This window comes from Hydrogenophaga sp. UC242_53 (assembly GCF_042696965.1).
In the GTDB taxonomy this organism is placed as follows: Bacteria; Pseudomonadota; Gammaproteobacteria; order Burkholderiales; family Burkholderiaceae_C; genus Hydrogenophaga.
Genome location: NZ_CP170552.1, coordinates 433,711 through 458,876, shown reverse-complemented (window position 1 = coordinate 458,876; position 25,166 = coordinate 433,711). Strand labels below are relative to the sequence as shown.

The 25,166-nt window shown below is 65.9% G+C and carries 22 protein-coding genes and 3 pseudogenes; 19 read left to right on the top strand and 6 right to left on the bottom strand.

The window, feature by feature from the left end; genetic code table 11:
- Positions 1–3 precede the first annotated feature (3 nt).
- On the top strand, positions 4–483 hold the full coding sequence (locus ACFJI0_RS02405; RefSeq protein ID WP_382323316.1) for a YbaN family protein: 480 nt from the start codon (positions 4–6) through the stop codon (positions 481–483).
- Positions 484–538: 55 nt separating this feature from the next.
- On the opposite strand, the gene ACFJI0_RS02400 is transcribed toward ACFJI0_RS02405, so the two are convergent.
- Positions 539–1,225 carry an MSMEG_1061 family FMN-dependent PPOX-type flavoprotein gene (locus ACFJI0_RS02400; protein WP_382323315.1) on the bottom strand — a complete coding sequence of 229 codons (687 nt, stop codon included), beginning with the start codon at positions 1,223–1,225 and terminating at the stop codon, positions 539–541.
- Between the two features lie 98 nt (positions 1,226–1,323).
- Between ACFJI0_RS02400 and ACFJI0_RS02395 the strand changes: the two genes are divergently transcribed.
- The gene (locus ACFJI0_RS02395; RefSeq protein WP_382323314.1) at positions 1,324–2,112 is read left to right on the top strand and encodes an AraC family transcriptional regulator; all 789 of its coding nucleotides are present in this window, start codon (positions 1,324–1,326) and stop codon (positions 2,110–2,112) included.
- A gap of 52 nt (positions 2,113–2,164) precedes the next feature.
- Here ACFJI0_RS02395 and ACFJI0_RS02390 read toward each other — a convergent pair whose 3' ends face one another.
- Entirely contained in the window at positions 2,165–3,568 is a 1,404-nt protein-coding gene (locus ACFJI0_RS02390) for a PLP-dependent aminotransferase family protein (RefSeq protein WP_382323313.1), read from the bottom strand.
- A 175-nt stretch (positions 3,569–3,743) separates the two neighbouring features.
- On the opposite strand from ACFJI0_RS02390, the gene ACFJI0_RS02385 reads away from it, so the two are divergent.
- From ACFJI0_RS02385 to ACFJI0_RS02315, 15 genes and pseudogenes are all read left to right on the top strand, one after another.
- Positions 3,744–5,027 (top strand): hydroxymethylglutaryl-CoA reductase, degradative, encoded by a 1,284-nt coding sequence (locus ACFJI0_RS02385; protein WP_382323312.1) that lies wholly within the window; start codon positions 3,744–3,746, stop codon positions 5,025–5,027.
- A gap of 70 nt (positions 5,028–5,097) precedes the next feature.
- Entirely contained in the window at positions 5,098–6,399 is a 1,302-nt protein-coding gene (locus tag ACFJI0_RS02380; protein WP_382323311.1) for an ABC transporter substrate-binding protein, read from the top strand.
- A 24-nt stretch (positions 6,400–6,423) separates the two neighbouring features.
- A complete protein-coding gene (locus ACFJI0_RS02375; RefSeq protein WP_382323310.1) occupies positions 6,424–7,329 on the top strand; it encodes a branched-chain amino acid ABC transporter permease in 906 nt (301 codons plus the stop codon).
- On the top strand, positions 7,329–8,279 hold the full coding sequence (locus ACFJI0_RS02370) for a branched-chain amino acid ABC transporter permease (RefSeq protein ID WP_382323309.1): 951 nt from the start codon (positions 7,329–7,331) through the stop codon (positions 8,277–8,279). Before ACFJI0_RS02375 ends, ACFJI0_RS02370 begins: the two co-directional genes overlap by 1 nt.
- 2 nt (positions 8,280–8,281) lie before the next feature.
- Positions 8,282–9,040 (top strand): ABC transporter ATP-binding protein, encoded by a 759-nt coding sequence (locus ACFJI0_RS02365; protein WP_382323308.1) that lies wholly within the window; start codon positions 8,282–8,284, stop codon positions 9,038–9,040.
- On the top strand, positions 9,037–9,771 hold the full coding sequence (locus ACFJI0_RS02360; protein WP_382323307.1) for an ABC transporter ATP-binding protein: 735 nt from the start codon (positions 9,037–9,039) through the stop codon (positions 9,769–9,771). The genes ACFJI0_RS02365 and ACFJI0_RS02360 overlap by 4 nt, the downstream gene beginning before the upstream one ends.
- Positions 9,761–10,990, top strand: coding sequence for a CaiB/BaiF CoA transferase family protein (locus ACFJI0_RS02355; protein WP_382323306.1), 1,230 nt, complete (start codon positions 9,761–9,763; stop codon positions 10,988–10,990). The genes ACFJI0_RS02360 and ACFJI0_RS02355 overlap by 11 nt, the downstream gene beginning before the upstream one ends.
- Before the next feature lie 2 nt (positions 10,991–10,992).
- On the top strand, positions 10,993–11,769 hold the full coding sequence (locus tag ACFJI0_RS02350; protein WP_382323305.1) for an enoyl-CoA hydratase/isomerase family protein: 777 nt from the start codon (positions 10,993–10,995) through the stop codon (positions 11,767–11,769).
- Positions 11,766–12,788: an ABC transporter permease gene (locus ACFJI0_RS02345; protein WP_382323304.1), complete on the top strand. Its 1,023-nt coding sequence runs from the start codon at positions 11,766–11,768 to the stop codon at positions 12,786–12,788. Before ACFJI0_RS02350 ends, ACFJI0_RS02345 begins: the two co-directional genes overlap by 4 nt.
- Positions 12,789–12,831: 43 nt before the next feature.
- Complete coding sequence (locus tag ACFJI0_RS02340; protein WP_382323303.1) at positions 12,832–13,809, top strand: sugar ABC transporter substrate-binding protein; 978 nt, start codon at positions 12,832–12,834, stop codon at positions 13,807–13,809.
- A 54-nt stretch (positions 13,810–13,863) separates the two neighbouring features.
- Positions 13,864–15,035: pseudogene (locus ACFJI0_RS02335) on the top strand (ABC transporter permease); the annotation flags it as partial.
- A gap of 81 nt (positions 15,036–15,116) precedes the next feature.
- On the top strand, positions 15,117–15,986 hold the full coding sequence (locus ACFJI0_RS02330; protein WP_382325889.1) for an SMP-30/gluconolactonase/LRE family protein: 870 nt from the start codon (positions 15,117–15,119) through the stop codon (positions 15,984–15,986).
- An 11-nt stretch (positions 15,987–15,997) separates the two neighbouring features.
- A complete protein-coding gene (locus ACFJI0_RS02325; protein ID WP_382323302.1) occupies positions 15,998–17,056 on the top strand; it encodes a hypothetical protein in 1,059 nt (352 codons plus the stop codon).
- A gap of 44 nt (positions 17,057–17,100) precedes the next feature.
- Complete coding sequence (locus ACFJI0_RS02320; protein WP_382323301.1) at positions 17,101–18,600, top strand: sugar ABC transporter ATP-binding protein; 1,500 nt, start codon at positions 17,101–17,103, stop codon at positions 18,598–18,600.
- Positions 18,600–19,534: pseudogene (locus ACFJI0_RS02315) on the top strand (hydroxymethylglutaryl-CoA lyase). Before ACFJI0_RS02320 ends, ACFJI0_RS02315 begins: the two are co-directional and overlap by 1 nt.
- Before the next feature lie 138 nt (positions 19,535–19,672).
- Here ACFJI0_RS02315 and ACFJI0_RS02310 read toward each other — a convergent pair.
- From ACFJI0_RS02310 to ACFJI0_RS02300, 3 genes and pseudogenes are all read right to left on the bottom strand, one after another.
- Positions 19,673–20,340 (bottom strand): annotated as a pseudogene (locus ACFJI0_RS02310) (IS30 family transposase); the annotation flags it as partial.
- 192 nt (positions 20,341–20,532) lie between these two features.
- A complete protein-coding gene (locus ACFJI0_RS02305) occupies positions 20,533–21,741 on the bottom strand; it encodes an HNH endonuclease (protein ID WP_382323300.1) in 1,209 nt (402 codons plus the stop codon).
- The gene (locus ACFJI0_RS02300) at positions 21,738–21,980 is read right to left on the bottom strand and encodes a hypothetical protein (protein WP_382323299.1); all 243 of its coding nucleotides are present in this window, start codon (positions 21,978–21,980) and stop codon (positions 21,738–21,740) included. The genes ACFJI0_RS02305 and ACFJI0_RS02300 overlap by 4 nt, the downstream gene beginning before the upstream one ends.
- 143 nt (positions 21,981–22,123) lie before the next feature.
- Here ACFJI0_RS02300 and istA point away from each other — a divergent pair, with 143 nt between their 5' ends.
- Together istA and istB are read left to right on the top strand one after the other, a co-directional pair.
- Positions 22,124–23,668, top strand: a complete 1,545-nt coding sequence (istA, locus tag ACFJI0_RS02295) for an IS21 family transposase (RefSeq protein WP_382323298.1) — start codon at positions 22,124–22,126, stop codon at positions 23,666–23,668.
- Entirely contained in the window at positions 23,658–24,449 is a 792-nt protein-coding gene (gene istB, locus ACFJI0_RS02290) for an IS21-like element helper ATPase IstB (RefSeq protein ID WP_382323297.1), read from the top strand. Before istA ends, istB begins: the two co-directional genes overlap by 11 nt.
- Positions 24,450–24,578: 129 nt before the next feature.
- On the opposite strand, the gene ACFJI0_RS02285 is transcribed toward istB, so the two are convergent.
- Positions 24,579–25,052, bottom strand: a complete 474-nt coding sequence (locus ACFJI0_RS02285; protein ID WP_382323296.1) for a hypothetical protein — start codon at positions 25,050–25,052, stop codon at positions 24,579–24,581.
- Positions 25,053–25,166 lie beyond the last annotated feature (114 nt).

Genomic DNA, 25,166 nt, shown 5'->3' with positions numbered 1-25,166 from the left:
GCCATGCCCGCCCACGACCACGCAGACCCCGATGCCTCTCGTCCTGTTTCGCCGCCGCAGACCCGGGGGCCTGCGCGCTGGCTGCTGGCGGCCTTCGCGCTGCTGTGTCTGGTGCTGGGGCTCATCGGCGTGGTGGTGCCCGGCATGCCCACCACGGTGTTCATTCTGCTGGCGGCGTGGGCGGCCGCGCGCAGTTCGCCCCAGCTGCACGGCTGGCTGATGGCACACAGCCTCTTCGGACCGATGCTGAAGGATTGGCAGAACGGCGGCACGGTGAGCCGGCGCGCCAAGCGCAGCGCCACACGGGTGATGGGCCTGTGCGCGCTCCTCTTGCCCCTGACGGCCGCGCCGGTCTGGGTGGTGTGTCTGTCCCTGGGGAGCATGGGGACCGTGCTGATCTGGCTGTGGCGGCGGCCCGAACCCGGGCCGGCCGGGCGGCACGAGGAAGCCAGCGCGGAGGGTGCGACCCAGGAGAAGACCTGATGTCGGGCGGGCTTCGTCTGTTTCAGCGCGCCGGCGCTGTCGCAGGACCGCTGCGTCAGTACAGGTCATGCCGAACCGAATGGTCGTAGTGCGCATTGATCTGTTCGACCTGGGCCGCGGGGATTTCGGCCGAGGCATCGCCCAGCCTGGCGAGCGAAGCCATCATGCGCCCCACCGTCGGCAGCGCGTCGCGGTCGAGCCGGGCGCTGTCTTTCCACAGCCCGGCGCGGTTGATGGCTTTGCCGCAATGCAGCAGCACCTCGTCGATCTGCACCACCGTGGCGGTCTTGGGCATCCGCTCGCCTTCGCGCAGGTCGGCGAGAAGGTCCGCAGCGGTGGAGACGCGGCCCCGGCCGTTGATGCGAAGGAAGATCTCCAGGCCGGGGAACAGGAACACCATGCCCAGCCGGTCGTCGTGCTCCAGGTTGCGCATCGACTCGATGCGGTTGTTGCCGGGCCAGTCGGCGAAGGCGACGGTGTGCGGGTCGAGCACATGGACGAAGCCGGGCGGGCCACCGCGCGGCGAAGCGTCCAGCCCGCGCTCACTGCCCGTGGCCAGGCAAAAGAAGGTGGCGACCTTGAGGTAGTCCAGGTGGAAATCCACCAGGCGGTCCAGCACCGCTTTCTGGATCATGTCGGAGGGCGCCGCGTAGAGCGCGTCCAGGTCCGGCCTGTCCGTGAGGGTGGTGCCGTTGATGGGGACTTCGTTGGTGCTGTCCGGGAGGATGTCCTGTGCCTGCATGGGTCGATCTCCTGATGAAAGGCTCCAGCGTAAGGACCAAGCCATTGGCGGCTGTAGACTGCATCGGCCATTCAATACCTCGTATCCGCCAATCCAACATGTCCGACCCGATAGGGCAGCTGCGCGATTTCGTCGACACGTCGGCGGGACCGGTCGTGGTCGCGGCGCAGGGAAGCCAGAGCCATGAACTGGCGTCTGGCCCGCACCACCATGCGCGCGGCCAGCTGTTTGGCTCGCTGCGCGGTCTGCTGTCGGTGGGGGTCGCGGACGGGGTGTGGATCGTCCCGGCCATCCATGCCGTGTGGTTGCCGCCGCACACGGTGCATTCAGGCCGGTCGCACGGGCCTTTCCATGGCTGGAGCGTCTACGTTGCCGAACCCGCCTGCGTGGACCTGCCGCAGCGTGCCTGCACGATCCGCACCTCGGGCTTGCTGCGCGAGGCCGTGCTGCGGGCGTGCACCTGGAACGCGGACCCGTTGGCGCCGCTGGACGCCGCCCGCCTGCACGTGGCGGCGGTGATCCTGGCGGAAATCCGCAGCCTGCCGGTCGAGCCCTTCGGGTTGCCGCTGCCGCGCGATGCGCGCCTGCAGCGCATCGCGCAGGCGCTGATCGCCGACCCGGCGGACGACCGGGACCTGGAACGCTGGGCGGACTGGGCCGCCATCAGCTCGCGCACGCTGAGTCGGCGGTTCGTCGCCGAGACCGGCTTCAACTTCACGGCGTGGCGGCAGCGTGCCCGCCTGATGCGGTCGCTGGAGATGCTCGCGGCGGGCACCTCCGTGACGGCCATCGCGCTCGACCTTGGCTATTCGACCGCCAGCGCGTTCATCGGGCTGTTCCGGCGCACGTTTGGGGAGACGCCGACGGCCTACCGGGCACGGCTTTGATCCGAGGCAGGGCCGTCCCGGGCCCTGTCCAGCGCGCCCGATGGGCATGGGTTCAGGGTCCCGGGGTGGACTTCCGAGGGCGGTATTGAAGCATCGATCTCGCAAACTTGGGGTCGACCACATAGCCCACGTTGTAGCGACTCCATGCGCTGACGTGCCTTGCATCAATCCCGAAAAAGGCACCCGGGGCGAGCGCCACCTTGTCCTTCAACAGGTTCTTTGCAAGCGCCAGGGAATCCGGGGCCCACGGAAACTCCGCCCACAGGTAGAGGGTGTGCGACGGGGTGCAGAAGAGGTTGGCGCCCAGCCCCGTCAGCACCTTGGCGGCATGCCGCGTGGCGCGCTCGACCTGCTGTTGCAGCTGCACCAGCTGCCGGGGATGCTCGGGCGCGCGCAGCACCGCATCCACGGTGCGCTCGGCGTACTCCGAGGTGCTGACGTGCACCAGCATCTTCACGTCCGCGAGGCGCTCGGCGAGGCCGGCGTCGGCGGCAATGAAGCCGACCCGCAGCGCGGCCGCCACGGATTTGGTGAAGCTGCCGATGTACACCGTGCGGCGCAGCTGGTCCAGGCTGCTCAGGCGCGAGACCGCCGTCGGCTTGAGATCGGCCACCGCGTCGTTCTCGACGATGGTCACGCCGTATTTCTCCGCCACCTGCAGCAGGCGAAACGCCTTGGCCGGGGAGATGTCGGAGCCGGTCGGGTTCTGGCCCACCGACTGCGTGAAGAACACCTTGGCCTTGGTGGTTGCCACCAGTCGCTCGAAGGTCGCGACGTCGGGGCCGTCGGCCTCGCGCGGCACGCCGACCACGGTGGTGCCGTGCAGGCGCAGCTTGCCGTAGAGCGGGTAGTAGCCGGGCTCGTCCACCAGGGCGATGTCGCCCGGGCGCATCAGGCAGCGCACCACGATGTCCAGGGCCTCGTTCGCGCCGAAGGTCAGCACGATCTGGTTGGCGCGTGCCTGGATGCTGAAGCCCGCGAGCTTGCGCTCCAGCAGGTCGCGCAGGGGGCGGTAGCCGTACGGGTTACCGTACTGGAACATCGACTCCAGCGCCACGCGCGAGACCCGCTGCTGGATGCGCTCGAGCCGGTTGTCGGCCAGCCACTGCCCCGGTGGAATGCCATGGCCCACGGCGAGGTGCTGCGGGTCGTTGTTGAGTTGCTCGCGCATCATCCAGACCGAGTCCAGCGCGCGGTCCAGCGAGCTCGGCTCGTCCTCCGCCGGCGGCTCTGCGGATCGCTGGCTGACGTAGTAGCCCGAGCCGCGCCGCGCCTCCACATGTCCGCTGGCGATGAGCCGCTCGTAGGCGTCGACGATGGTGTTCTTCGAGAAGCCGTACTGCGCCACGAGGCGGCGGATCGAGGGAAGCCGTTCGCCGATCGCGCAGGTTCCGTCGGTGATCTGCTGGCGCAAGTCGCTGGCCGCCTGGTTCGCATTCGAGAGAGTGGGTTGCATTGGTGTTTTCCCTGCTCTGCATGTCCCAGCCCCTGAGCTTCCTGAGGGCATCTGGTCGCCAGAATTGTCCTGAGACAGTTTTAAAAGTGTCTGCTCAAACTGTACCTATTTGGAGCCAGACGGTTTGCCTATAGTCGGCGCCACTGTATCCCAATTGCTTCAGGATTTCACGCCCATGCCGATCGATTCGACCCTTCCCGGTTTCCGTTCCCTGACGCCGTCGCAACGGCTGGAGGTCATTGCCCGGAAGGCCGGCCTGACGCCGGCCGAAGTGGCGTCCATCCACACGCCCGGCGCGCTGCCGCTGGGCACCGCGGACGGCATGATCGAAAACGTGATCGGGACCTACGAGCTGCCGCTGGCGGTGGCGGGCTACTTCCAGCTCAACGGCAAGGACGTGCTCGTGCCCATGGTGGTCGAGGAGCCTTCGGTGGTGGCGGCAGCGTCCTTCATGGCCAAACTGGTGCGCGAAGGGGGCGGCTTCCAGACCTCCAGCTCGGGGCCCTTGATGCGAGCGCAGGTGCAGGTGATCGGCGTGTCCGATCCGCTGGGTGCGCGCCAGACCATCCTGCGCCACCGCCAGGAAATCATCGAGATCGCCAACAGCCGCGACAAGGTGCTCATCGGCCTGGGCGGCGGCTGCCGCGACGTCGAGGTCCACGTGTTTCCCGACACGCCGCGCGGCCCCATGGTGGTGGCTCACCTGATCGTCGACGTGCGCGACGCAATGGGCGCGAACACGGTGAACACCATGGCCGAGGCGGTGGCCGGCCGCATCGAGCAGATCACGGGCGGTTCGGTGCGCCTGCGCATCCTGTCCAACCTGGCCGACCTGCGCGTGGCGCGTGCCAGCCTGCGGGTTTCGGCGTCCACGCTGGCGACCCGGGACTTCGCGGGTGAGCGGGTGGTGGACGGCATTCTCGACGCCTACACCTTCGCGGCGGTGGACCCCTACCGCGCGGCGACCCACAACAAGGGCATCATGAATGGCATCGATCCCGTGGTCGTGGCCACGGGCAACGACTGGCGGGCGGTGGAGGCGGGCGCGCACGCCTACGCCTGCCGCAGCGGTCGCTACACCTCGCTGACCTGCTGGGAGCGCGCCAACAACGGCGACCTGGTCGGCTCGATCGAGTTGCCGATGCCGGTGGGCCTGGTCGGTGGCGCCACCAAGACACACCCGCTGGCTCGCCTGGCGCTCAAGGTCATGAACGTGGCGAGCGCGGAAGAACTGGGCGAGGTGATCGCGGCGGTCGGACTGGCCCAGAACATGGCCGCCATGCGCGCGCTGCGCACCGAGGGCATCCAGCGTGCGCACATGGCCCTGCACGCGCGCAACATCGCGCTCGCCGCAGGCGCCACGGGCGAGGAAATCGACTGGGTGGCACAGCGCCTGGCGGCCGCCCGCGACGTTCGCATGGATCTCGCGGTCGAACTTCTCGCCGAGAAGCGGCGCTGACGCGCCGACCCCCGGGGCCGCCCAGCGGCTGCCCCCGCCTGGATTTCAACAAGCACAAGGAGACATTGGAATGAAACGTTTCACCAGATTCCTCGCGGCAGGCATCGGCCTGCTGGCGTTGGCGAGCGCGTCGTTTGCGCAGAGCGCCAAACCGGCCGAGCTCAAGCTCGGCATGAGCACCTTCATGACCGGCCCGGCCTCGGTGCTGGGCACGCCGGCGAAGGTCGCGGCAGACATGTGGATCGAGGACTTCAACGCCGCCGGCGGCATCGATGGCGTCAAGCTCAAGCCGACCTGGATCGATGAAGGGCAGGGTGCAGACAAGTTCCTCTCGGAATACCGCCGCCTGGCGCAGGAGCCCGGCGAGAAGCTGATGCTCTCGGCGATCTCCAGCGGCTACTGCAATGCACTGGCCCCGGTGGCGGAAGACCTCAAGGTCATCAACATCCTGTGGGAGTGTTCCACCGAGAAGGTGCTCGAGGAGCGCCGCTACATGTACGTGTTCCGCACCGGCCCCAACGCCACCATGGAGATGGTCGCGGCCGTGCTGCACCTGCTCAAGGTCAAGCCAGACTTCAAGACCATCGCGGTGGTGAACCAGGACTACGCATGGGGCCGAGACTCCTGGGAGATCTTCCGCCACACGCTCGCCGCGCTGCGGCCGGACGTCAAGGTCGTGGCCGAGATGTTCCCCAAGTTCGGCGCGCCCGACTTCTCCACCGAGGTCACGCGCCTGCAGGCCCTCAGGCCTGACGTGGTGCTCACCACGGCCTGGGGCGGTGATCTCGACACCTTCCTGCGCCAGGCCTCCCAGCGCGGCCTGCTCAAGACCTCGCAGTTCGTGCTGCCGCTGGCCGATTCGTCCCTGGAGCGGCTGGGCAACGCCGTGCCTCCCGGCGTCATCGTCGGCTTCGTGGGCGACGGCTACTTCGCCGATCCCGAGTTCCAGAACGACCCCGAGGCCAAGGCCTTCGTCCAGCGCTTCAAGGCGCGCACAGGGGCCTATCCCAACTTCGCCGTCTACCACATGATCCAGGCGCTGAAGGCGGCCACCAGTGCCTACCGCCAGGCCATCGCCGCCAACAAGGGCCAGTGGCCGAGCACCGAGCAGGTCGTGACGGCACTGCAGAAGCTGGAGTACCGGGGCCTGTCGCGCCCGATCCGCCTGCGCGAGGATGGGCAGGCCCTGCAGGGCCAGCTGTATGGCGTCACCCGCAACGACCCGGCATACCCCTTCCCCATCGTGGGCGAGCTCTTCTACTACCCGGCCGAGATCGCCACCGCACCGGTGGGCCAGAAATCGGTCGACTGGGTCAAGACGCTCAAGCCGTCGCTGATCGACCACCCGCAGATCAAGCGAGTGGGTCGCTGAGGAACGGGCGCTGCCGCACTGTCGATGAACCTGAATCTGTTTCTGCTGGCCGTGGTGGATGGACTGTCCTACGCGGGATTGCTGTTCCTCATTTCCCTGGGCCTGACCCTGATCTGCGGCGTCTTCGGCGTGATCAACGTGGCGCACGGCAGCCTGTACGCCATCGGTGGCTATAGCGCCGCGAGCCTGGTCGCCTGGCTCATGCCGCAGGCGCCACCCACGTGGATGCTGGTGGCTGCGCTCTTCGTGTCGTCGATCGTGGTCGGCGCGGCGCTGGGCGCCTTGCTCGAGCGCGGCCTGCTGCGGCATTTCCAGGACCGCGATCCTGTGCTGCAGCTGCTCGTGACCTTCGGCGCCTTCATGGTGCTGGAGGATGTGCAGCGCATGGTCTGGGGTGCCACGCCGGTGAACTCGGGAGAGATCGCCTCGCGCCTGGGCACTTCGGAGCTGCTGGGTGTCACCTTCATGAACTACCAGCTGATGCTGGTGCCGGCGGTGGCGCTGCTGGCCTACGGGGGGCTGCAGTTCCTGCTGCGGCACTCGGTGGCGGGCAAGCAGATCGTGGCCATCATCCACCACCGCGAGGTGCGCACGGCGCTGGGCATCAACGCGGCGCGCGTGGGCACGCTCACCTTCGCACTGGCGGGCATGCTGGGTGCGCTGGGTGGCGCGCTGTCGGTGCCCATGACCTCGTTCGTGCCGGGCCTGGGGGCCGAGATGATCGTCACCTCGTTCGCCGTGATCGCCACCGCAGGCCTGGGCCAGATCACCGGTGCCCTGGTGGCGGCGGTGCTGATCGGCCTGGCCCGATCGATGGCGGTCTACACCCTGCCCGAGCTCGAGGTCGTGATGCCCTATCTCATGATGGTGCTGGTGCTGCTGATCCGGCCCAACGGCCTGTTCACGGTCGCGGCGACGCGGAGGATCTGATGAGGTTGTCCGGTTTTTCCCTTCTGCTGGCCCTGGCGGCCGCCGGTCTGCTGATCCTCGGTGTCGCGCTGCCCTGGCTGCGTGTGCCGGTGATCACGTTCCTGAGCTACGGCATGGCGGCCCTGGGCCTGACCGTGCTGATGCGCGCTGGCCAGGTCTCGTTCGGCCATGCCATGTACGCCGCCATCGGCGGTTATGCGGTGGCCTTTGCCGCGCGCGCTCACCCCTCGGTGGACGCGGCGTTCATCGTGCTCGGAGGCGTGCTGGCCAGCGTGCTGGCTGGCACGCTGGCCGCTGCCTTCCTGTCGCGCTACCGCGGCATCTTCTTCGGCATGCTCAACCTGGGCATCTCGATGGTGCTGTTCGCCCTGGCCGGCAAGCTCTACCACTGGACCGGTGGCACCGACGGGCTGCGCTTCGAGCGCCCGCCGATCCTCGGCATGGCGCTGGACCGCAGCACCTTCGAGCTCACCGTGATGGTGCTGGCGCTGGGCCTGGCGATCGCTGTGGCCTGGCTGGTGCAGCGCTACTTCGCCTCCGCCGCCGGCCAGATGATGGCGGCCATCAAGACCAACGAAACGCGTCTGGAGTACATCGGCATATCGGCTCGCCGCTCGCTGGCCGAGGGCTATGTCATCTCGTCGGCCCTGGTCGGGCTCTCCGGCTCGCTGATGGCGCTGGTGCAGGGCCTGGTCACGCCGGAGAGCGGCTACTGGATCCGCTCGGGCGAGTACGTGTTCATCGCCATCCTGGGCGGCGCGGGCCATGCGCTGGGCGCCTTCCTGGGGGCCGGCGTGTTCGAGGTCATCAAGCTCGTGGCCGCCGCCTACTTCACCAACGCCTGGCAGATCCTGCTGGGCACCACCCTCATCGCCGTGATCTTCTTTGCTCCGCGCGGCCTGATGGGTTGGATCCAGCGCGATCGCGCGCAACGGGAGCGCAAGGAATGAGGATGAACGCCCCTTCTGGCGAGCCCCTGCTGCGCACCACGGCCCTGACGTTGAAGTTCGGCGGCGTCACGGCGGCCGATGGCATCGACTTCGAGCTGCAGCGCGGCGAGCGGCTCGCCGTGATCGGCGCCAACGGCGCCGGCAAGACCACCTTCATCAACATCTGCACCGGGTACCTCAAGCCCTCCAGCGGCCGGGTCTTCTTTGGCGGCGCCGACGTCACCGCGATGGGCCCGCGCCGCATCGCGCAGCTGGGCGTGGGCCGTTCGTTCCAGCTGCCCCAGCTGTTTCTTGAGCACACCGTGCAGGAATGCCTGCAGTTGGCCAGCGCCGCTCGCCAGGGCCGGCTATCGCGCTTGGCGCCCCTGTCGGCCACGGTGGACCAGCGCGCGGTGGCGGCGATGCTCGAGCTGGTCGAACTCGGCCCCTTCGCCGCCGACCCCGTGACCGTGTTGCCCGAAGGGCATCGCAAGCTGCTGGATGTGGCGATCGCGCTGATGCTGCAGCCGCAACTGGTGATCATGGACGAGCCCACCAGCGGCGTGGCCTCGGAGGACAAACACGCCGTCATGGCAACCATCATGCGGGCGCTGCAGGAGCGCGAGGTCACGGCCTGGTTCGTGGAGCACGACGTCGACATCGTGCTGCAGTACGCCACCCGCGTGGCGGCGTGGATCGATGGCCGCATTGCCGCCGACGGCGCGCCGAAGGCTGTTTTCGCCGATCCCGTCATCCGGCGCGAAGTTCTGGGGGAGAGATGAAACTTGCAATCGAATCGCTGAACGTCGACCTGGCGGGCCATGCGGTGCTGCGGGGCGTGAACGTGGCCCTGGAAGCGGGGCAGACCGTGGCCGTGGTCGGGCGCAATGGTGCCGGCAAGACCACGCTGCTGCGCGCGATCATGGGGCTGGTCCGGCCCCGTTCCGGGCGCCTGCTGCTCGATGGCGTGGACATGGCAGCGCAGCCCGCGCACCAGCGCGCGACCCTGGGCTTCGGCTATGCGCCGGAAGACCGCGTGATTCTGCCGACCCTGACCGTCAGGGAGAACGTGACGCTGCCCTGCGACGTGCTGCGGGTGGCGCCCAGCGAGATCGAGCGGCGCATCGAGAGCGTGCTCGCGGTGGTGCCCCAGCTCGAACCGCTGCTCTCGCGCTCGGGCGCGGCGCTCTCCGGCGGGCAGGGAAAGATCGTCGCTCTGGGGCGCGCGCTCATGGTCGGCACGCGCTTCGTGCTGCTGGACGAGCCGTTCCAGGGCCTGGCGCCGGCGCTGGCGCGCCAGTACGGCGACGCGCTCAGGGCGCTTCGCGGCACGCGACCCGAACTGTGCGTGGTGGTGACGGAGTCGAACGCCGCGCTGCTGGAGGGGGTGCAGAGCCGCACGCTGAACATCGAGCGCGGCAGCGTGTCCCTGCTTCACCCCGACGGTATCGGCCCGTTGCACGCGACCGCGCTGACCCCAGATTCAATCGGAGAGTTTTTCCATGGCACCTGACCTGAACGCCCTGCCCACCCGCGAGGGGCCGCTGAAAGGGGTGATCGTCCTGGACCTCACCCGCGTGGTGGCCGGGCCCTACTGCACCATGATGCTGGCCGACCTCGGGGCCACGGTCATCAAGATCGAGAACCCCCATGACCCCGACTACGTGCGCACCTTTCCCCCCATGGTGCGCGCTGGCGACGAGGAGCGCAGCGGCTTCTTCGCGCAGTACAACCGGCACAAGTTCGGCATCACGCTCGATCTGAAGGCGCCTGAGGGGCGCGAGCTGTTCCTGCGGTTGGTCGAGCGCGCCGACATCCTGGTCGAGAACTTCCGGCCCGGCACCATGCACAAGCTGGGCTTGGGTTTCGAGGCGCTGCACGCGGTGAACCCGCGCATGGTGTTCACCGCCATCAGCGGTTTCGGCCAGACCGGTCCCCACGCCTCGCGGCCGGCGTTCGACAACAGCGCGCAGGCCGCGGGTGGCCTGTGGTCCATGAACGGCGCACCCGGCGAGCCGATGCGGGTGGGCACCATCATCGGGGACCTCGCCGCGTCGCTGTACGCGGCCTTCGGCACGCTGGCCGCACTGCGCCAGGCCGAGGCCCAGGGCCTGGGTCAGTTGGTCGACGTCTCGCAACAGGACTCGGTGTTCACGCTGACCGAGAATGCGGTGGTGAACTACACGGCTGCAGGCAAGGTGGCGGAGCCACTGGGCAATGACCATCCCTTCGTGCGACCCTATGGGCGGTACGCCTGCCGGGACGGTCACGTGTTCTTCGGCGCCTACACCGACAAGTTCTGGCAGGAAGCCTGCCGCGCGTTCGGTCACCCCGAGCTCGCGGCCGATCCGGAAATCGACTCGATGGAAAAACGTTTTGCGCCCGACGTGTATGAGCGGCGCGTGCGGCCGATCGTGAATGGCTGGTGCGCCAGCCGCACCAAGCAGGAACTCGAAGAGCTGGCGGCCGACCGCTTTCCCATGACACCCATCAAGGACATCGCCGAGGTGGTGGCCGATCCGCACATGGCCGCGCGAGGCATGATCCGGCCGGTGGACTATGGGGCGACGCAGGCGCAGGTGTTCGGCTCGGCGGTCCATCTGTCGGCGATGGCGCCTCAGGAAGGCGCGAGGGTTCCCCTGGTCGGCGAGCACAACGAACTGGTGTACGCGCAGTGGATGGCGCTGGAGGCCGGCCACATCGACCGGTTGCGCGCGCAAGGCGTGATCTGACCATGGGCATTGCTTACGACACCATCGACGCGACCGCCGTGATCCGGTTCGACCGGCCGGCCAAGCTCAATGCGCTCACCCTGGCGATGTACGACGACCTGGGCCGCGCGTTCGCGCAGGCGGGGCAGGACGATGCGGTGCGGGTGATCGTGCTCACCGGCGCAGGCGAGCGCGCCTTCTGCGTCGGCGCCGATCTCACCGAATCCATTCCTGCGCTGGCGCGCAACGAGATCGACATCTCGGCCTGGGACGCCGCCCACCTCAAGCACGTGCACATCGACAAGCCCATCATCGGTGCCATCAACGGGCTGTGCATGGGCGGCGGCTTCGAGATCATGCTGGCGACGGACATCCGCATCGCGGCCCACACGGCGCAGTTCAGCCTGCCCGAGGTGTCGCTGGGCATCGTGCCCGCCGGCGGCACGCTGGCCCGGCTCACGCGCCAGGTCGGCCACGCACACGCCATGGAACTGCTGTTGACCGCCGGGCGTTTTTCCGCTGCCGACCTGCTGCGCATGGGTGTGCTCAACCAAGTGGTCGAGCCCGATGAACTGATGCCCACCACGCTCGGGCTGGCTGAGCGCATCTCGCGCCTGAGCGCCAGCGCCCTGGCCGTGACCAAGCAGGCCGTGCGCGAACTGGCGGACCTGCCCCTGGACAGCGCGTTCCGGCGAGAAGCCGTGCTGGGCCAGGCCGCCTTCACCAGCAGCGACGCCCGGCGTGGGCTGGCCGCCTTCGCGCGCGGCGAGCGCGTCGACTACCGCACGCCACCACCATGAACCGTACCTCTTCATCACCCCCCGGCCGCGCCGCCATGGGCTGGCGCCGCCTCCAGCACGGGTTCACGCAGGAGCGCATCGTCCTGAGCCTGGCGGTCGCGCTGTTCGCGCTGTTCGCGGCTTTCCTGCCGGGCTTTGCGACGCAGGACAACATCCTCTCGCTGGTGCGCAGCGTCTCCGTGCTGGGGATCCTGGGGCTGGCCATGGCGCTGGTGGTGATCGGTCGCGGCATCGATCTGTCGCTGGTGGCGACGATGGCGATCTCGGTCGCCTGGACGCTGGCGCTGGCCGGCAGTGGCATGCCCATGGGCCAGGCCATCGCCTGTGGCCTGCTCTTTGCCATCGGTGTCGGACTCGTCAACGGGGTGCTGATCGCCTATGCCGACATCCCGGCGCTGTTCTCCACGCTGGCCATGGGAACCTTCATCTATGGCCTGGGGCGGTTGAAGCTGATCCCCTCCGACGTGGTGCCCGCGCCCGAGGACGTCCTCTGGTTCACGCGGATCGGCCAGGGCGAGATGCTGGGCATACCGATGCCGGTGTGGCTGTTCCTGGCGGTGGCACTGGCGGGCCACGTGTTTCTGCGCCACACCCGCGCCGGGCGTTTCGTGTACGCCCTGGGCGACAACCACCTGGCCGCGCGCATCACCGGCATTCCCGTGCGGCCCATGGTGGTGCTGCAGTACGGCGTGGCCTCGCTGATCGGTTGCATCGGCGGGCTGGTCACGGCCGCCTCGGTCTCCGGCATGAACACGCGCATCGTCAACTCCACCCTGATCTACGACGTGATCCTGGTGGTCGTGCTCGGTGGCATCGGCCTGAGCGGCGGCAAGGGCGGTGTGCGCAACGTGATCATCGGCACCCTGCTGATCGGGGTGCTGCTCAATGGCATGACCATTATGAACGTGCAGTACACGGTGCAGAACGTCGTGAAGAGTTCGATCCTGCTGGCTGCCCTGATCTTCGACAGCCTGCTCAACCCGCGCGACGAGCAGACCGCCCAGCAGGGCGACATCTGAAGGCTCGCGCGCCGTCCTGTTCCAACCCGAAGGAGACATCACCATGAAACGCCAGATCACAATCCGCCTGTTGCTTGCCCTGGGGCTCGGTGCCGCAGTGACCACCGCCGCGTTCGCGCAGGAAACGCCCCTGAAGGGCAAGACGGTGGCCTTCGTGCCCACCTCGCTCGGCTATGACCTCACCGACGGCTGGAACGCGATGGCGGGCAAACAGCTGCAGGCGCTGGGTGCGAAATGGGTGGTGCGCGACCCCAACTGGAGCACCGACGCGGGCGCCCAGGCGATCACCTCGCTGATCTCCGAGAAGCCCGATGTGCTGCTGGTGCAGAACCCCGATATCCAGTCCTATGCCCGCCTGCTCAAGCGCGCGGAGGACGCGGGCATCGCGGTGGTGCAGGTGAACATGCGCTCCGCCACCAACACCAGCGCCTTCGTGGGTGCCGACTGGATCGGTATCGGCGAGGCCATGGCCAACGCCGTGGTCGCCCAGTGCGGCAAGGGCAGCGGCAAATCGGGCAAGGTGAGCATCGTGCAAGGCGTGCTGACGGCGGCAGCGAGCACGTTCCAGATGAAGGGCGTGCAGAACGTGTTGTCCAGGCACCCCGAGATCAAGGTGGTGTCGAACCAGGCGGCCGACTGGGATGCGTCCAAGGCGCGGGCGGTCACCGATACCGTGCTGCGCCAGCACGCCGACCTGTGCGGCGTGATCGGCTTCTGGGACGGCCACGACACCGGCACCGCCGCCGCCATCCGCGAAGCCAAGCGGCAGGGCCAGGTGTTCCTGGTGACCAACGGCGGTGCGGCCATGACGGGTTGCAGCAACGTGGCCAACGGCAACTTCAGCGCCTATATGACCTACAACGTGAAGCAACAGTCGGACGACCTCGTCGCCGTCACGCGCGACCTGCTGACCAAGCCGCGGCCTGCCGCGATGGTCTCGCGCATCACCCCCATCACCGTGATCGACAAGGCCTCGCTGCGCCCCGATTCCTGCTGGAACCTGGCCGACGTCCGCAAGTAAGGGCAGGGAACAGGGCGGGCCGTGTGCCCGGCCTGTTCCGTTGCGCAAGACACGATGAACATTGAAAACACCCTGGCGCGATGGCGCTCACGGTACGTCCCCGACCACGTGGTCGGGGAGGTGCTGTCCAAGAACTGGATCGACAACAGCGTCCCCTTCCTCTCGCTGGTGCTGGTGCTGGCCGTGTTCGGCTCGCTGATCCCGAACTTCCTCTCGCTCGGCAGCCTGGGCGACAGCGCGCGCCAGCTCGGCGAGTTCTCGTTCATCGTCTTCGCCATGATGCTGGTGATGGTGGCCGGTGGCATCGACCTCAGCGTGGGGTCCAACTTCGCTCTCGGCAACTTCGTCGCGCTGCTGCTCATGAACGTGCACGGCTGGCCGGTGGCGGCGGTGGTGCCGGTGGTGCTGCTGGCCTGTGCCGCCGTGGGGCTGCTCAACGGGGTGCTGATCGGCTACCTGAGGCTGCGCGCCTTCCTCACCACACTGGTGACGCTCATCATCGTGCGAGCCGTGGTTGACATGCTGCTGCTGGCCTATGCGGTCGACATCGCCACGAACATCCCGACGTCTGGCGTCTGGGACTTCCTGGGAGGGGGCTCGCTCTGGGGCTTTCCGCTGAGCTTCTGCCTGGCCGCGCTCTTTGCGCTGGGCGCCCACCTCTTCCTCAGCCGCACGCGGCCGGGCTGGCACATCATGCCATCGGCGGGTCGCGCAAATCGGCCTACAACGTGGGCATTCCGGTGCGGCGCGCGGTCTGCCTGACCTATGTGGCCTCGGGTGCCCTGTGTGGCGTGGCCGGCCTGCTGTATGCCGCGCGCCTGTCCAGCGCGGGATCGGACACCGGCGTCGGCCTGGAAATCATGGCGCTGACGGCTGCCGTGGTGGGCGGCAACAGCCTGGGCGGTGGGCGTGGCTCGGTCATGAAAGCGCTGATGGGCGCGGTGATCGTGCTGGTGATCACCAACGGCCTGGTGCGCATCGGCTTCCAGAGCGGCGCCGGTTCGCTGGCCCTGGGCCTGATCCTGCTGGCGGCGATCTTCATCGACGTTCGCTGGCTGAAGAACCGCCACAAGCTGCTGGCGAAGGTGTACGTGTCGCCGGCCTATCTGGACCTGCCGGCCGCCCCCGCCACCGATGCCGACAGCGCCACGCCGTTCGCGGTCAACGACCGGCTCAAGGACGTGGAGCTGATCGGCCTGGGTCAGGTGGAGGGGCCCGAGGACGTGATCTTCGACCGGGATCGCCACCTCTACACCGGCACGCGGCACGGCGACATCGTGCGCTTCCTCGGCCCGGACCACCAGCAGATGGAGCTGTTCGCCCACGTCGGCGGCCACCCGCTGGGCCTGGCCTTCGATCGCGACGGGAACCTGCTGGTCTGCATTGCCGGCATGGGGCTCTACAGCGTGAGCCCGCAGCGCGAGGTGCGCAAGCTCACCGACGAGACCCACCGCACCGCGTGGTCGGTGATCGACGACTCCCGGCTGAAGCTGGCGGACGACCTCGACATCGCGCCCGACGGACGCGTGTTCTTCAGCGAAGCCACGGTGCGCTACGAGATGCACAACTGGGCCTACGACGCGCTGGAGAGCCGAGGCAACGGCCGCATCATCTGCTACGACCCGCGCACCGACCGCACGCGCACCGTGATCCGCAACCTTATCTTCCCCAATGGCGTGTGCATGGCGCACGATGGCGAGTCGTTCTTCTTCGCCGAAACCTGGGCGTGCCGCATCAACCGCCACTGGTTCAGCGGCCCGCGCGCGGGCACCACGGAATGCGTGATCGGCAACCTGCCCGGGTACCCCGACAACATCAACCGCGCCTCGGACGGGCACTACTGGGTCGCCCTGGTCGGCATGCGCACGCCGTCGATGGACCTCGCGCTGCGCATGCCCGGTTTCCGGCGCCGCATGGCGCGCCGCGTATCGCCTCAGGAGTTGATCTTCCCCAACATCAACACCGGCTGCGTGCTCAAGCTCAACCAACACGGCGAGGTGCTCGAGTCGCTGTGGGACCTCGGGGGCGAGAACCATCCCATGATCACCTCGATGCGCGAGCACAAGGGTTACCTGTACCTGGGCGGCCTGCTCAACAACCGGATCGGCAAGTACCGCGTGGCCGGCGCAGACCCGACATGGACCGCCGAGCGAAGCTACTGGGGGGAGCGGCCATGATGGCGCGCGTGATGGACCGACTGGTCTCGCTGGGCGATGCGCTGCTGGGGCGCGGCGAGCACGCGGTGACGGTGCCTCCCATGGACGGTGCCCTGCAGCCCAACCAGGCGCTGGAGGCCGCACGCAGCGCGCAGGCCGTGGCCGCGCCGGACAACCTCGTGCGGTGGGACGGGCATCTCTGCCACAGCAGCGGCGATGCCCTCTACCGCGTGGAGGCCGAGGGTGGCGTCGGCGTGCGGCTGAAGTCGTTTGGTGCCGAGATCACCTGCCTGGCGGCGCTGGACGGCGCGACCTTGGTGGTCGGCCTGGACGACGGTCGCCTGCTGCTCGAAGGAGGACCTTCCACCGGCCGCGAGATCGGCCAGCTGGGGGGTTACCGGGCGGCCTGCCCGACGGCGGTGCTGGCGCTGGACGAACACCGCCTGGTGGTGGCCGAAGGCTCTGCGTGCCAGCGCTGCAGCGCCTGGCGGCGCGACCTGATGGCGGGCGAGAAGAGTGGCGCGGTCTGGCTGCTGGACCTGCGGCAGGCGAGCGCGCGCTGCCTCGCCCGTGGCCTTGCCTTTCCGAACGGCCTGGCGCGCACCGCCGATGGCGGTGTCGCCGTCAGTGAGAGCTGGCGCCACCGGCTCCTGAAGCTGCCGCTGGATGGCGGCGCGCCCACGGTGCTGCTGGCCGACCTGCCGGGCTATCCGGGCCGCCTGAGCCCGGCCGCAGGCGGTGCGCAGCTGGCTGTGCGTGTTCGCACCGCGCAGCCAGCTGGTGGAGTTTGTGCTGCGCGAGCCGAAGTTCCTGCACCGCATGATGGCCGAGGTGCCCGAGGGTTTCTGGGTGGCGCCTGCGCTGTCCTCCGGGCGCGATTTCAGGGAGCCGCTGCAGGGCGGAGCGATCAAGTCGATGGGCATCCTCAAGCCCTGGGCGCCCACCCGTTCGTACGGGCTGGTGGTGCGGCTGGACGCTGGCTTCGCGCCGGTGTCGAGCCTGCACAGCCGGGCCGATGGGCGGCGGCACGGCATCACGAGCGCGCTGGAATGGCGCGGCGAACTCTGGCTGGCCAGTCGCGGGGGCGATGAGCTCGTGGCGGCACCGCTCGCCTGACACCCAACGGACATTGCACATGAGCATTCTTCTGGAGTTGCGCGGCCTGTCGAAAGACTACCGGGGCGCTTTTGCGGTCAGGGACATCCACTTCACCCTGCGCAAGGGCGAGGTGCATGCCTTGCTCGGCGAGAACGGGGCCGGCAAGTCGACCCTCACCAAGATGATGGCCGGGGCCGTGCGGCCCTCCAGCGGGCAGATCCTGCTCGAGGGCGAGCCGGTGCTGTTCGAGACGCCGAACGCCGCGCTGCGCAGCGGCATCGCCATGGTGTATCAAGAGACCAGCCTGGTGCCGTCGCTGACGGTCGCGCAGAACCTCTACCTGGGCGACGAACCCTTCTTCAACCGGCTGCGCGGCCTCTACATCGCCGCGCAGCAGTTCCTGCAGTCCCTGAACTTCAACGTGGACCCGACCAAACTGGTCTCGCAACTCGGCGCGGCGCAGCGCCAGATGGTGGAGATCGCGCGGGCGGTGCACCACAAGGCCCGGCTGATCATCTTCGACGAACCCACGGCCACGCTCACGCCGGAAGAGAAACACCACTTCTTTGGCCTGGTGGAGCGCCTCAAGCGCGATGGCGTGTCCATCGTCTTCATCTCGCACGCGCTGGAAGAGGCCCTGGCCATCGCCGACCGCATCACCGTGCTGCGCGACGGCGAGCACGTGCTCACCGAAGACGCCGCCCGGCTGGACCGCGACAAGATCGTCAAGGCCATGGTGGGGCGCGATCTCTCGGACAGCCTGTATGGCAGCAAGGGCCGCGATCGCCCCTGTCGCCCGCGCGGGCGCAAGGTGCTCAGCGTCAAGAACCTGTCGATGGGCAACATCGTCAAGAACAACGCCTTCTCGCTGTACGAAGGACAGATCACCGGCTTCTTCGGCCTCATCGGCTCAGGCCGCACCGAGACCGCGAAGATCATCGCAGGCGTCGTGAAGCGCGATTTCCTGCACGGCGGCGAGATCCTGCTCGATGACCGACCGGTGCGCTACCGCACCCCGCGCCCCGCCGTGAAGGACGGCATCGTGTACGTGACCGAGGACCGCAAGCTCGAGGGCTTCTTCGAGACCATGTCCATCGCCGAGAACATCCACGCTGGCCAGCTCGCGGCCCCCTCCGGCGGGAGCGCGCTGGTGAGCTACGCGGAGATGGCCCAGCTGGCCGAGCAGTGGCGCGAATCGCTCAACATCCGCGCCATCAGCGGCGACGCGAAAGTGATCGAGCTCTCCGGCGGCAACCAGCAGAAGGTGGTGATCGCCAAGTCGCTGGTGCAAAGGCCCCGCCTGGTCATCTTCGACGAGCCGACCCGGGGCGTGGACGTGGGCGCGATCGCGGAGATCCACCAACTGATCCACCGCCTGGCCGACGACGGCCTGACCGTGATGGTGATCTCCTCCTACCTGCCCGAGATCCTGGCGCTGTCCGACCGCATCTTGGTGATGCGCCAGGGCCGCGTGGTCGAGGAGTTCACGCCCGGGACCGCGCTGGAAGAAAAGATCATGTACGCGGCCGTGCACTGATGCGGCCGGCCGCAGGAGAACAGACCGTGGAAGGTTTCGTGAGGATTGTGGAGGTCGGGCCGCGCGACGGCCTGCAGAACGAGCGCCAGCCCATCGACGTGGACGCCCGCGTGGCGCTCATCGAGCGACTGGTGGATGCCGGGGTGCAGCACATCGAGGCGGCCTCCTTCGTCTCGCCGCGCTGGGTGCCGCAGATGGCGAGCAGTGCCGAGGTGATGGCCCGTCTGCCGATGCGGCCCGGCGTGCGCTACAGCGCCCTCACGCCCAACCTGCATGGCCTGGAGGCGGCCCTGGCCAGCGGCTGTCAGGAGGTGGCCGTCTTCGGCGCCGCTTCCGAAAGCTTCTCACAGAAAAACATCAACTGCTCCATTCGCGACAGCCTGGAGCGCTTTCGCTCGGTAGTCGAGACCGCACGCGGCCACGGGGTGCGGGTCAGGGGCTATGTGTCCTGCGTGGTGGGCTGTCCCTACGAAGGGCCGATTGCGCCCGCGAAGGTCGCCGAGGTGTGCCTGCAGCTGCAGGAGATGGGATGCCAGGAAATATCGCTCGGCGACACGATCGGCGTGGGCACGCCCGCCTCGGTGACCGCCATGCTCGAGGCGTGCCTTCGCCACCTGCCGGCCGCGCAGCTGGCTGCGCCATTTCCACGACACCTACGGCATGGCGGTGGCCGAATGTAGCAGCGTCCCTGGCGATGGGACTGCGCACCTTCGACAGCTCCGTCTCGGGGCTGGGCGGCTGCCCCTATGCGGCGGGCGCCTCCGGCAACGTGGCGACTGAGGACCTGGTGTACCTGCTGCACGGCCAGGGCTTGCGCACGGGTATCGACCTTGACCAGTTGGTGGCCGTCTCGGACTGGATCTCCGTGGTACTCCAGCGCTCGCCTGGCTCAAGAGTCACACGTGCCCTTCTTGCCCGTAGCTTGCCGAACTGATCTGCATTCGGCAGGTGCGGGCTATGCGGGTCGGGGGCCAAGTACTCTCAGGGCGAATCGTGTATCCGGCTGGGGAACAAGAATTCAGCCCAGCTTTCTTGATCCACGCCTGTACAGCCTCCCGGGTAGCAGGTGTGATTTCAAACTGAGCTTGATCAACATGACGTATCGCGTCTGACGTTCGACCAATCGCGATCTGGCTATTGCCACTGCCAAAGACCAAGTCGCCTTCCCAATGACCAGGCACCGCCCGGTCCTCGACGCAGGCGGGGCGCTCGCTGATCGAAACGGCATCGACGATTGCCCATGAATGGCCTTCTTCTGCGTGCAGTGACGAGAGCGGCGCATTCCACGGGTACGCCTGAGGTGCGCCAACAGCTCCTTCTACAAGGCGCCACGCGCTTGCATGAACAGACTGCGGAGATGGTCTCGTGTGACACGTGAAGACTCTCGTCGCTCGGATTAGTATGCTTGAGCCAGCCTGCGATTTGTTCTGGCGACCAGAGCATGCACAGCTTGTCCGCCACGCTGCGGGCCAAGGCGCGGTTCTCACGCGGTTTGCAACGCTTGGGGCGCCGCGCTCGATCCCAGGTAGCTTCATCGGCCAAGGCTGCATGATAAGCATCGACGCCTCCATTGCGCTGAATCTCTCGGCTGATCGTCGATGGTGCTCGCCCGAGCCGCGCTGCAGTTGATCGAATCGATTCGCCTGCCACCATCGATCTAGATATCTCCTCGCGCTCAGACAGCGTCAACGCACTCAATGCGCGGGATCGCCCAGCCGGCTGGAATCCGCCGCCGGTAGCGGAAGTCTAGCCGCCGCGCACGCTGCGACCAATATTCAAGAGAAGGAAGCCGGCAGTGGATGAGTGGGGGTTGATCAAGTCGATCGGTCTTCCTGTGCAGCTCGAAGCAGACTGCCTGGTCACGTTGTGCTGGGCTGGCCGATCACGAAGGACTGGAATAGCCGGAAGCGACCGCGCGCGTCTTCCGATAGCTTAAGCGGCCAGATCCTCGATGCCATCATGTGGAAAGTTCAGGGCGCATCCGTTCCAGTGCCACTTCAGCGCCGCCAAGCTCGGCTTTTCTGCATTGGCCGACGGAGACCTCACGATCGCCCCAGAGATTGCTTTGTAGTGGTTACCCTTCACCTTCGATGAAATCTCAATCTTCATGTCATTGGGATTGATGCGTACTAGGCGCAAGTCGAACAGCGTGTGAAGATCGGATCGAAGTAGCAGGCCGTTCACCAATAGGTTTGTACGTTCGCCTAAATATGGCCGGATGTGCGCAGCTTCGAGCGTCTGCTCGACGTCGCAGCCGGTAAAAGCGCACCGTCGGTCGTAGGCTCTCAGCAGCGCCTTCCTGAACCCCGTTTGGCCTTGCCGTCTGGCGATGGCACCTAAGGTTTTTGTTCTTGCATCAGTGTCGTCGTTTGGATCGAACTCATCTTCAATTTCGAGTTCGTCTCGCAAAGCATCAAGTTCTGTTTCCGTCGGCGGAATGTCCAGACGCCGCGGCCGCAATTTCGTGTCACCTGGCACGGCGGCCAATTCCCAAACTCCATGAATTTCGGGATCGTAGAACGTGTATGTGCGAGTGCTTCGTTCCTCGACAAACAGGAGGTCGAGGGGGCTAGAGCCGTCGACGACACGTGGCTTCTGGTTTGGAGACCAGTTCGCCCGGCCAAAGGCGTTTACCGTGACCAAATCAAGGTCAGGTCGCACGTTCGTCGGCTTGAAAAGTGGATTCTGCTTTGCGAGGTACTGCTCGACCTCGTCAATTGTCGCGGTTCCACCCAAGGCCCTCACGGCATCGACAGCCATCTGCCATGTCTGCTTTTCGCCGTACTTGAACTCGCGTTTCGGTGCACTCGTGTGAGCTTCCCTCCTCGCTTCAAGGGCTGTCGCTATCGGCAGCATGTAGTAAGCATGCTTGTACATACCTCCGGCGGGACCGACGTTTCGATAGTCGTTTGGGTTGCGCTTACCTTCAGCCCAAAGCTTCCAGAACGTATCGAATCGCTCTCTATCAAACCATCTGGGCTCGCGGCCTGTTTCCTGGATGATGATTTGGTACACAGCACGTTCACCATCGCCATGGCGCTCAAGCTTGAAGGTCTTATAGCCAGGCCTGGCCGATGTCCAGCGACGCATGGCCACATTGGTCACCGTGTTGAGCCGGTTCCACGCTTCGTCAGAATTCACCTGTCTCCCTCCTGTTGATTGTCTTGAGACTGTTCAGCGATGTCGATTTCGTCTAGATCCATATCGGCCATCTTAGTGTCGTCCGCTACTTCGCACCCTCGCTCAAGGTGGCGCCCCCACTTCGGTTTTCCGTCAAAAGATGATCCATCAATGTCGTCTTTGTTGATCCGGGACATCGAGAATTTCTGAGAGTGCAATGGAGCTTGCAAGCGGTTCAAACCTGAATGGAAAAACTCCATGTCGATGGATCATTTTTGGATGAAAAACTAGCCCCGTGTTGTCTTCCACTGAAAACTGACCCAGTTAGAGCATCAATTTCCATTGAAAGCTGACCCACGTAAGAACCCTATCCTGCTGCTTTTGGCAGCAGGAGATTTCAGGAGTGATAGACGTGGCGACACTGAGTGTCATAAGACGCTGGGCACTGCGCGAGCAGATGTCCATCCGCGAGATCTCCAGGCGTACAGGCCTGGCTCGCAACACCGTTAAGAAGTACCTGCGGGCGGGCGATGAAGAGCCCCGCTACGCCAGGCGTGCGAGCTCCAGCAAGCTCGATCCATTCGCCGACAAACTTTCAACATGGCTGTCGATCGAGGCAACAAAGTCGCGCAAACAGCGGCGCACTTTGCTGCAGCTCCACACAGACCTGGTGGCTTTAGGCTACGACGGCTCCTACGGGCGAGTGGCGGCCTTCCACCGCAAGTGGCAGGCCGAACGGCAGGAAGCGCAGCGCACGGCTGGCCGCGGGACCTTTGTTCCGCTGGTCTTCGGGCCGGGCGAAGCGTTCCAGTTTGATTGGAGCGAAGACTGGGCTGTCATCGATGGGGAGCGCACCAAGCTCCAGGTAGCGCACGTCAAGCTCAGCCACAGCCGGGCCTTCAGTGTCCGTGCTTACCTGCTGCAGACGCACGAGATGCTGTTCGACGCGCACAACCACGCGTTCGTGATGTTCGGAGGCGTGCCCAAGCGCGGCATCTACGACAACATGAAGACGGCTGTGGATAAAGTCCGAAGCGGCAAAGACCGCGACGTCAATGCCCGTTTCAATGCGATGGTCAGCCACTACCTGTTCGAGGCCGAGTTCTGCAACCCGGCTTCCGGTTGGGAGAAGGGCCAGGTTGAGAAGAACGTTCGGGACGCTCGACACCGCCTCTGGCAGCCCATCCCAGCCTTCCCGTCCTTGGCTGAACTCAACGCATGGCTGGAAACCCGCTGCAAGGCACTGTGGAACGAGATTGCGCATCGCCAGTTGCCAGGCACCGTGGCGGACATCTGGGCCCAGGAAAAACCCTACCTGATGCCACCGCCGCCTGCGTTTGACGGCTTCGTGGAACATACCAAACGCGTTTCTCCGACCTGCCTAGTCACGTTCGAGCGCACTCGCTACAGCGTCCCGGCATCCTTTGCCAACCGCCCGATCAGCCTGCGGGTGTATGCCGACCGGCTGGTGGTTGTCGCGGAGGGCCAGGTCGTTTGCGAGCACAAGCGGATCATCGACCGGCGTCACGACAGCACAGGGCAGACTATCTACGACTGGCGGCACTACCTCGCTGTTCTGCAGAGAAAGCCGGGAGCACTTCGGAACGGTGCGCCCTTTGCAGAGCTGCCGACGTCATTTAAACGACTCCAGGCGATGTTGCTCAAGAAGCCAGGAGGTGACCGGGAGATGGTGGAGATCCTGGCCCTGGTCCTGCACCACGACGAGCAAGCTGTCCTTGCAGCGGTCGAGACGGCTCTGGAAGTGGGTGTCGCCACGAAAACTCACATATTGAACGTCCTGCACCGCCTCGTGGACGGGAAGACGGCCGTTGCGGAAGTCAAGGCGCCCCAGGCGTTGAAGCTCTCGACGGAACCTCAAGCGAACGTCCAGCGGTACGACTCTTTGCGCAAGGCACGGTTCAACGAGGAGGTTCGCCATGGGACATGATCCCGCAACGACTTCCATCGTGGCTCTTCTCAAAAGCCTGAAGATGCATGGCATGGCCCATGCGGTTGCGGAGCTGGGTGACCAAGGGGCGCCTGCCTTCGAAGCGGCTCAACCCATTCTGGCAAAACTGCTGAAGGCAGAAACCGCAGAACGGGAAGTGCGTTCGATGGCGTATCAAATGAAGCTGGCCCGGTTCCCTGCCTATCGAGATCTTGCCGGATTCGACTTCGCGCAGAGCGAGGTGAACGAGGCCATGGTCCGACAGCTCCACAGAGGCGACTTCCTTGACAAGGCCTACAACGCCGTCTTCGTCGGTGGACCTGGAACTGGAAAGACCCACCTGGCCGCTGCGATCGGTGTCCAGGCCATCGAGAACCAGCATCGCCGCGTTCGCTTCCTCTCGACCATTGAACTGGTCAATGCGCTGGAGGTCGAGAAGTCGAATGGAAGCACAGGGCACTTGGCAAATCGACTGATGCATGTCGATTTGGTCATCCTGGACGAGCTGGGCTACCTGCCCTTCAGCGAGTCAGGAGGGGCCCTGCTGTTCCATCTGCTGTCCAAACTCTACGAAAGAACCAGCGTCGTCATCACCACGAACCTGAGCTTCGGGGAGTGGTCCAGCGTCTTCGGTGATGCGAAGATGACGACCGCGCTCTTGGACCGGCTGACTCACCGATGCCATATCCTGGAGACTGGAAACGATAGCTATCGGTTCAAAAACAGCTCTGCGAGCCCTAGATCTGAAAAGGAGAAAACGAAGCACTTATCCACACCGTGAGCTTCTTTGCTCACACAACGGGTGGGTCAGTATTCGATGGAAATCTCGGGTCAGAGATCAGTGAAATTCAACATGCACAGCTAACGGCAAAGCGTCCCGGGCGTAACGCAGCATGTTGTACACGGCAGGTTAAACGCTGGGCTGGCGGAAGAATTCATGCTCTGGGATACCACGGGCTACCTTCAACCAGAAATCAGAGCGCGTCTCTTGCGTCAGCGGTGTCAGTTGTACTCCGGTGAAACACCTTGCGGCAATCTCGGGAGACAGGCCAGCAGTGAAGCCTGCAACCCCTTGAGTGAAGTAGACGCTGCCAGTGCTCTGCGCAACATTCAGGATTTCGCGCACTTCAAGTCCTCGCGGGTAGCGCGCGGCGCTGAGCAACGTGGAATCGAAGACATGAACCTTGTCGCCCACTCGAATCACTGCTGAGAAGTAGGGCCAGTTCGTGTCTGGACCGTCATTTGGGCTTGCCGTGCCGTCGTTTTCAGTTGGAGATGTCGAAAAGACAGCGTGACTGAATTTGGCATCCTTGAGCAAGGCGATGACCTCTGCGCACGCCTGCGTGGTGTTGCCATTGAAACGGCAGTACTCGATGAAAAACATTGGGCCCTTCTGAAGGATTGACGGAGGGAGATGGCATGTATAGCGACGTGTATTCGACCACCCTCTGCCTGAAGTGGCGCTCTAAGTCGGCTACGTTGCTTTCCGATGTCGCCG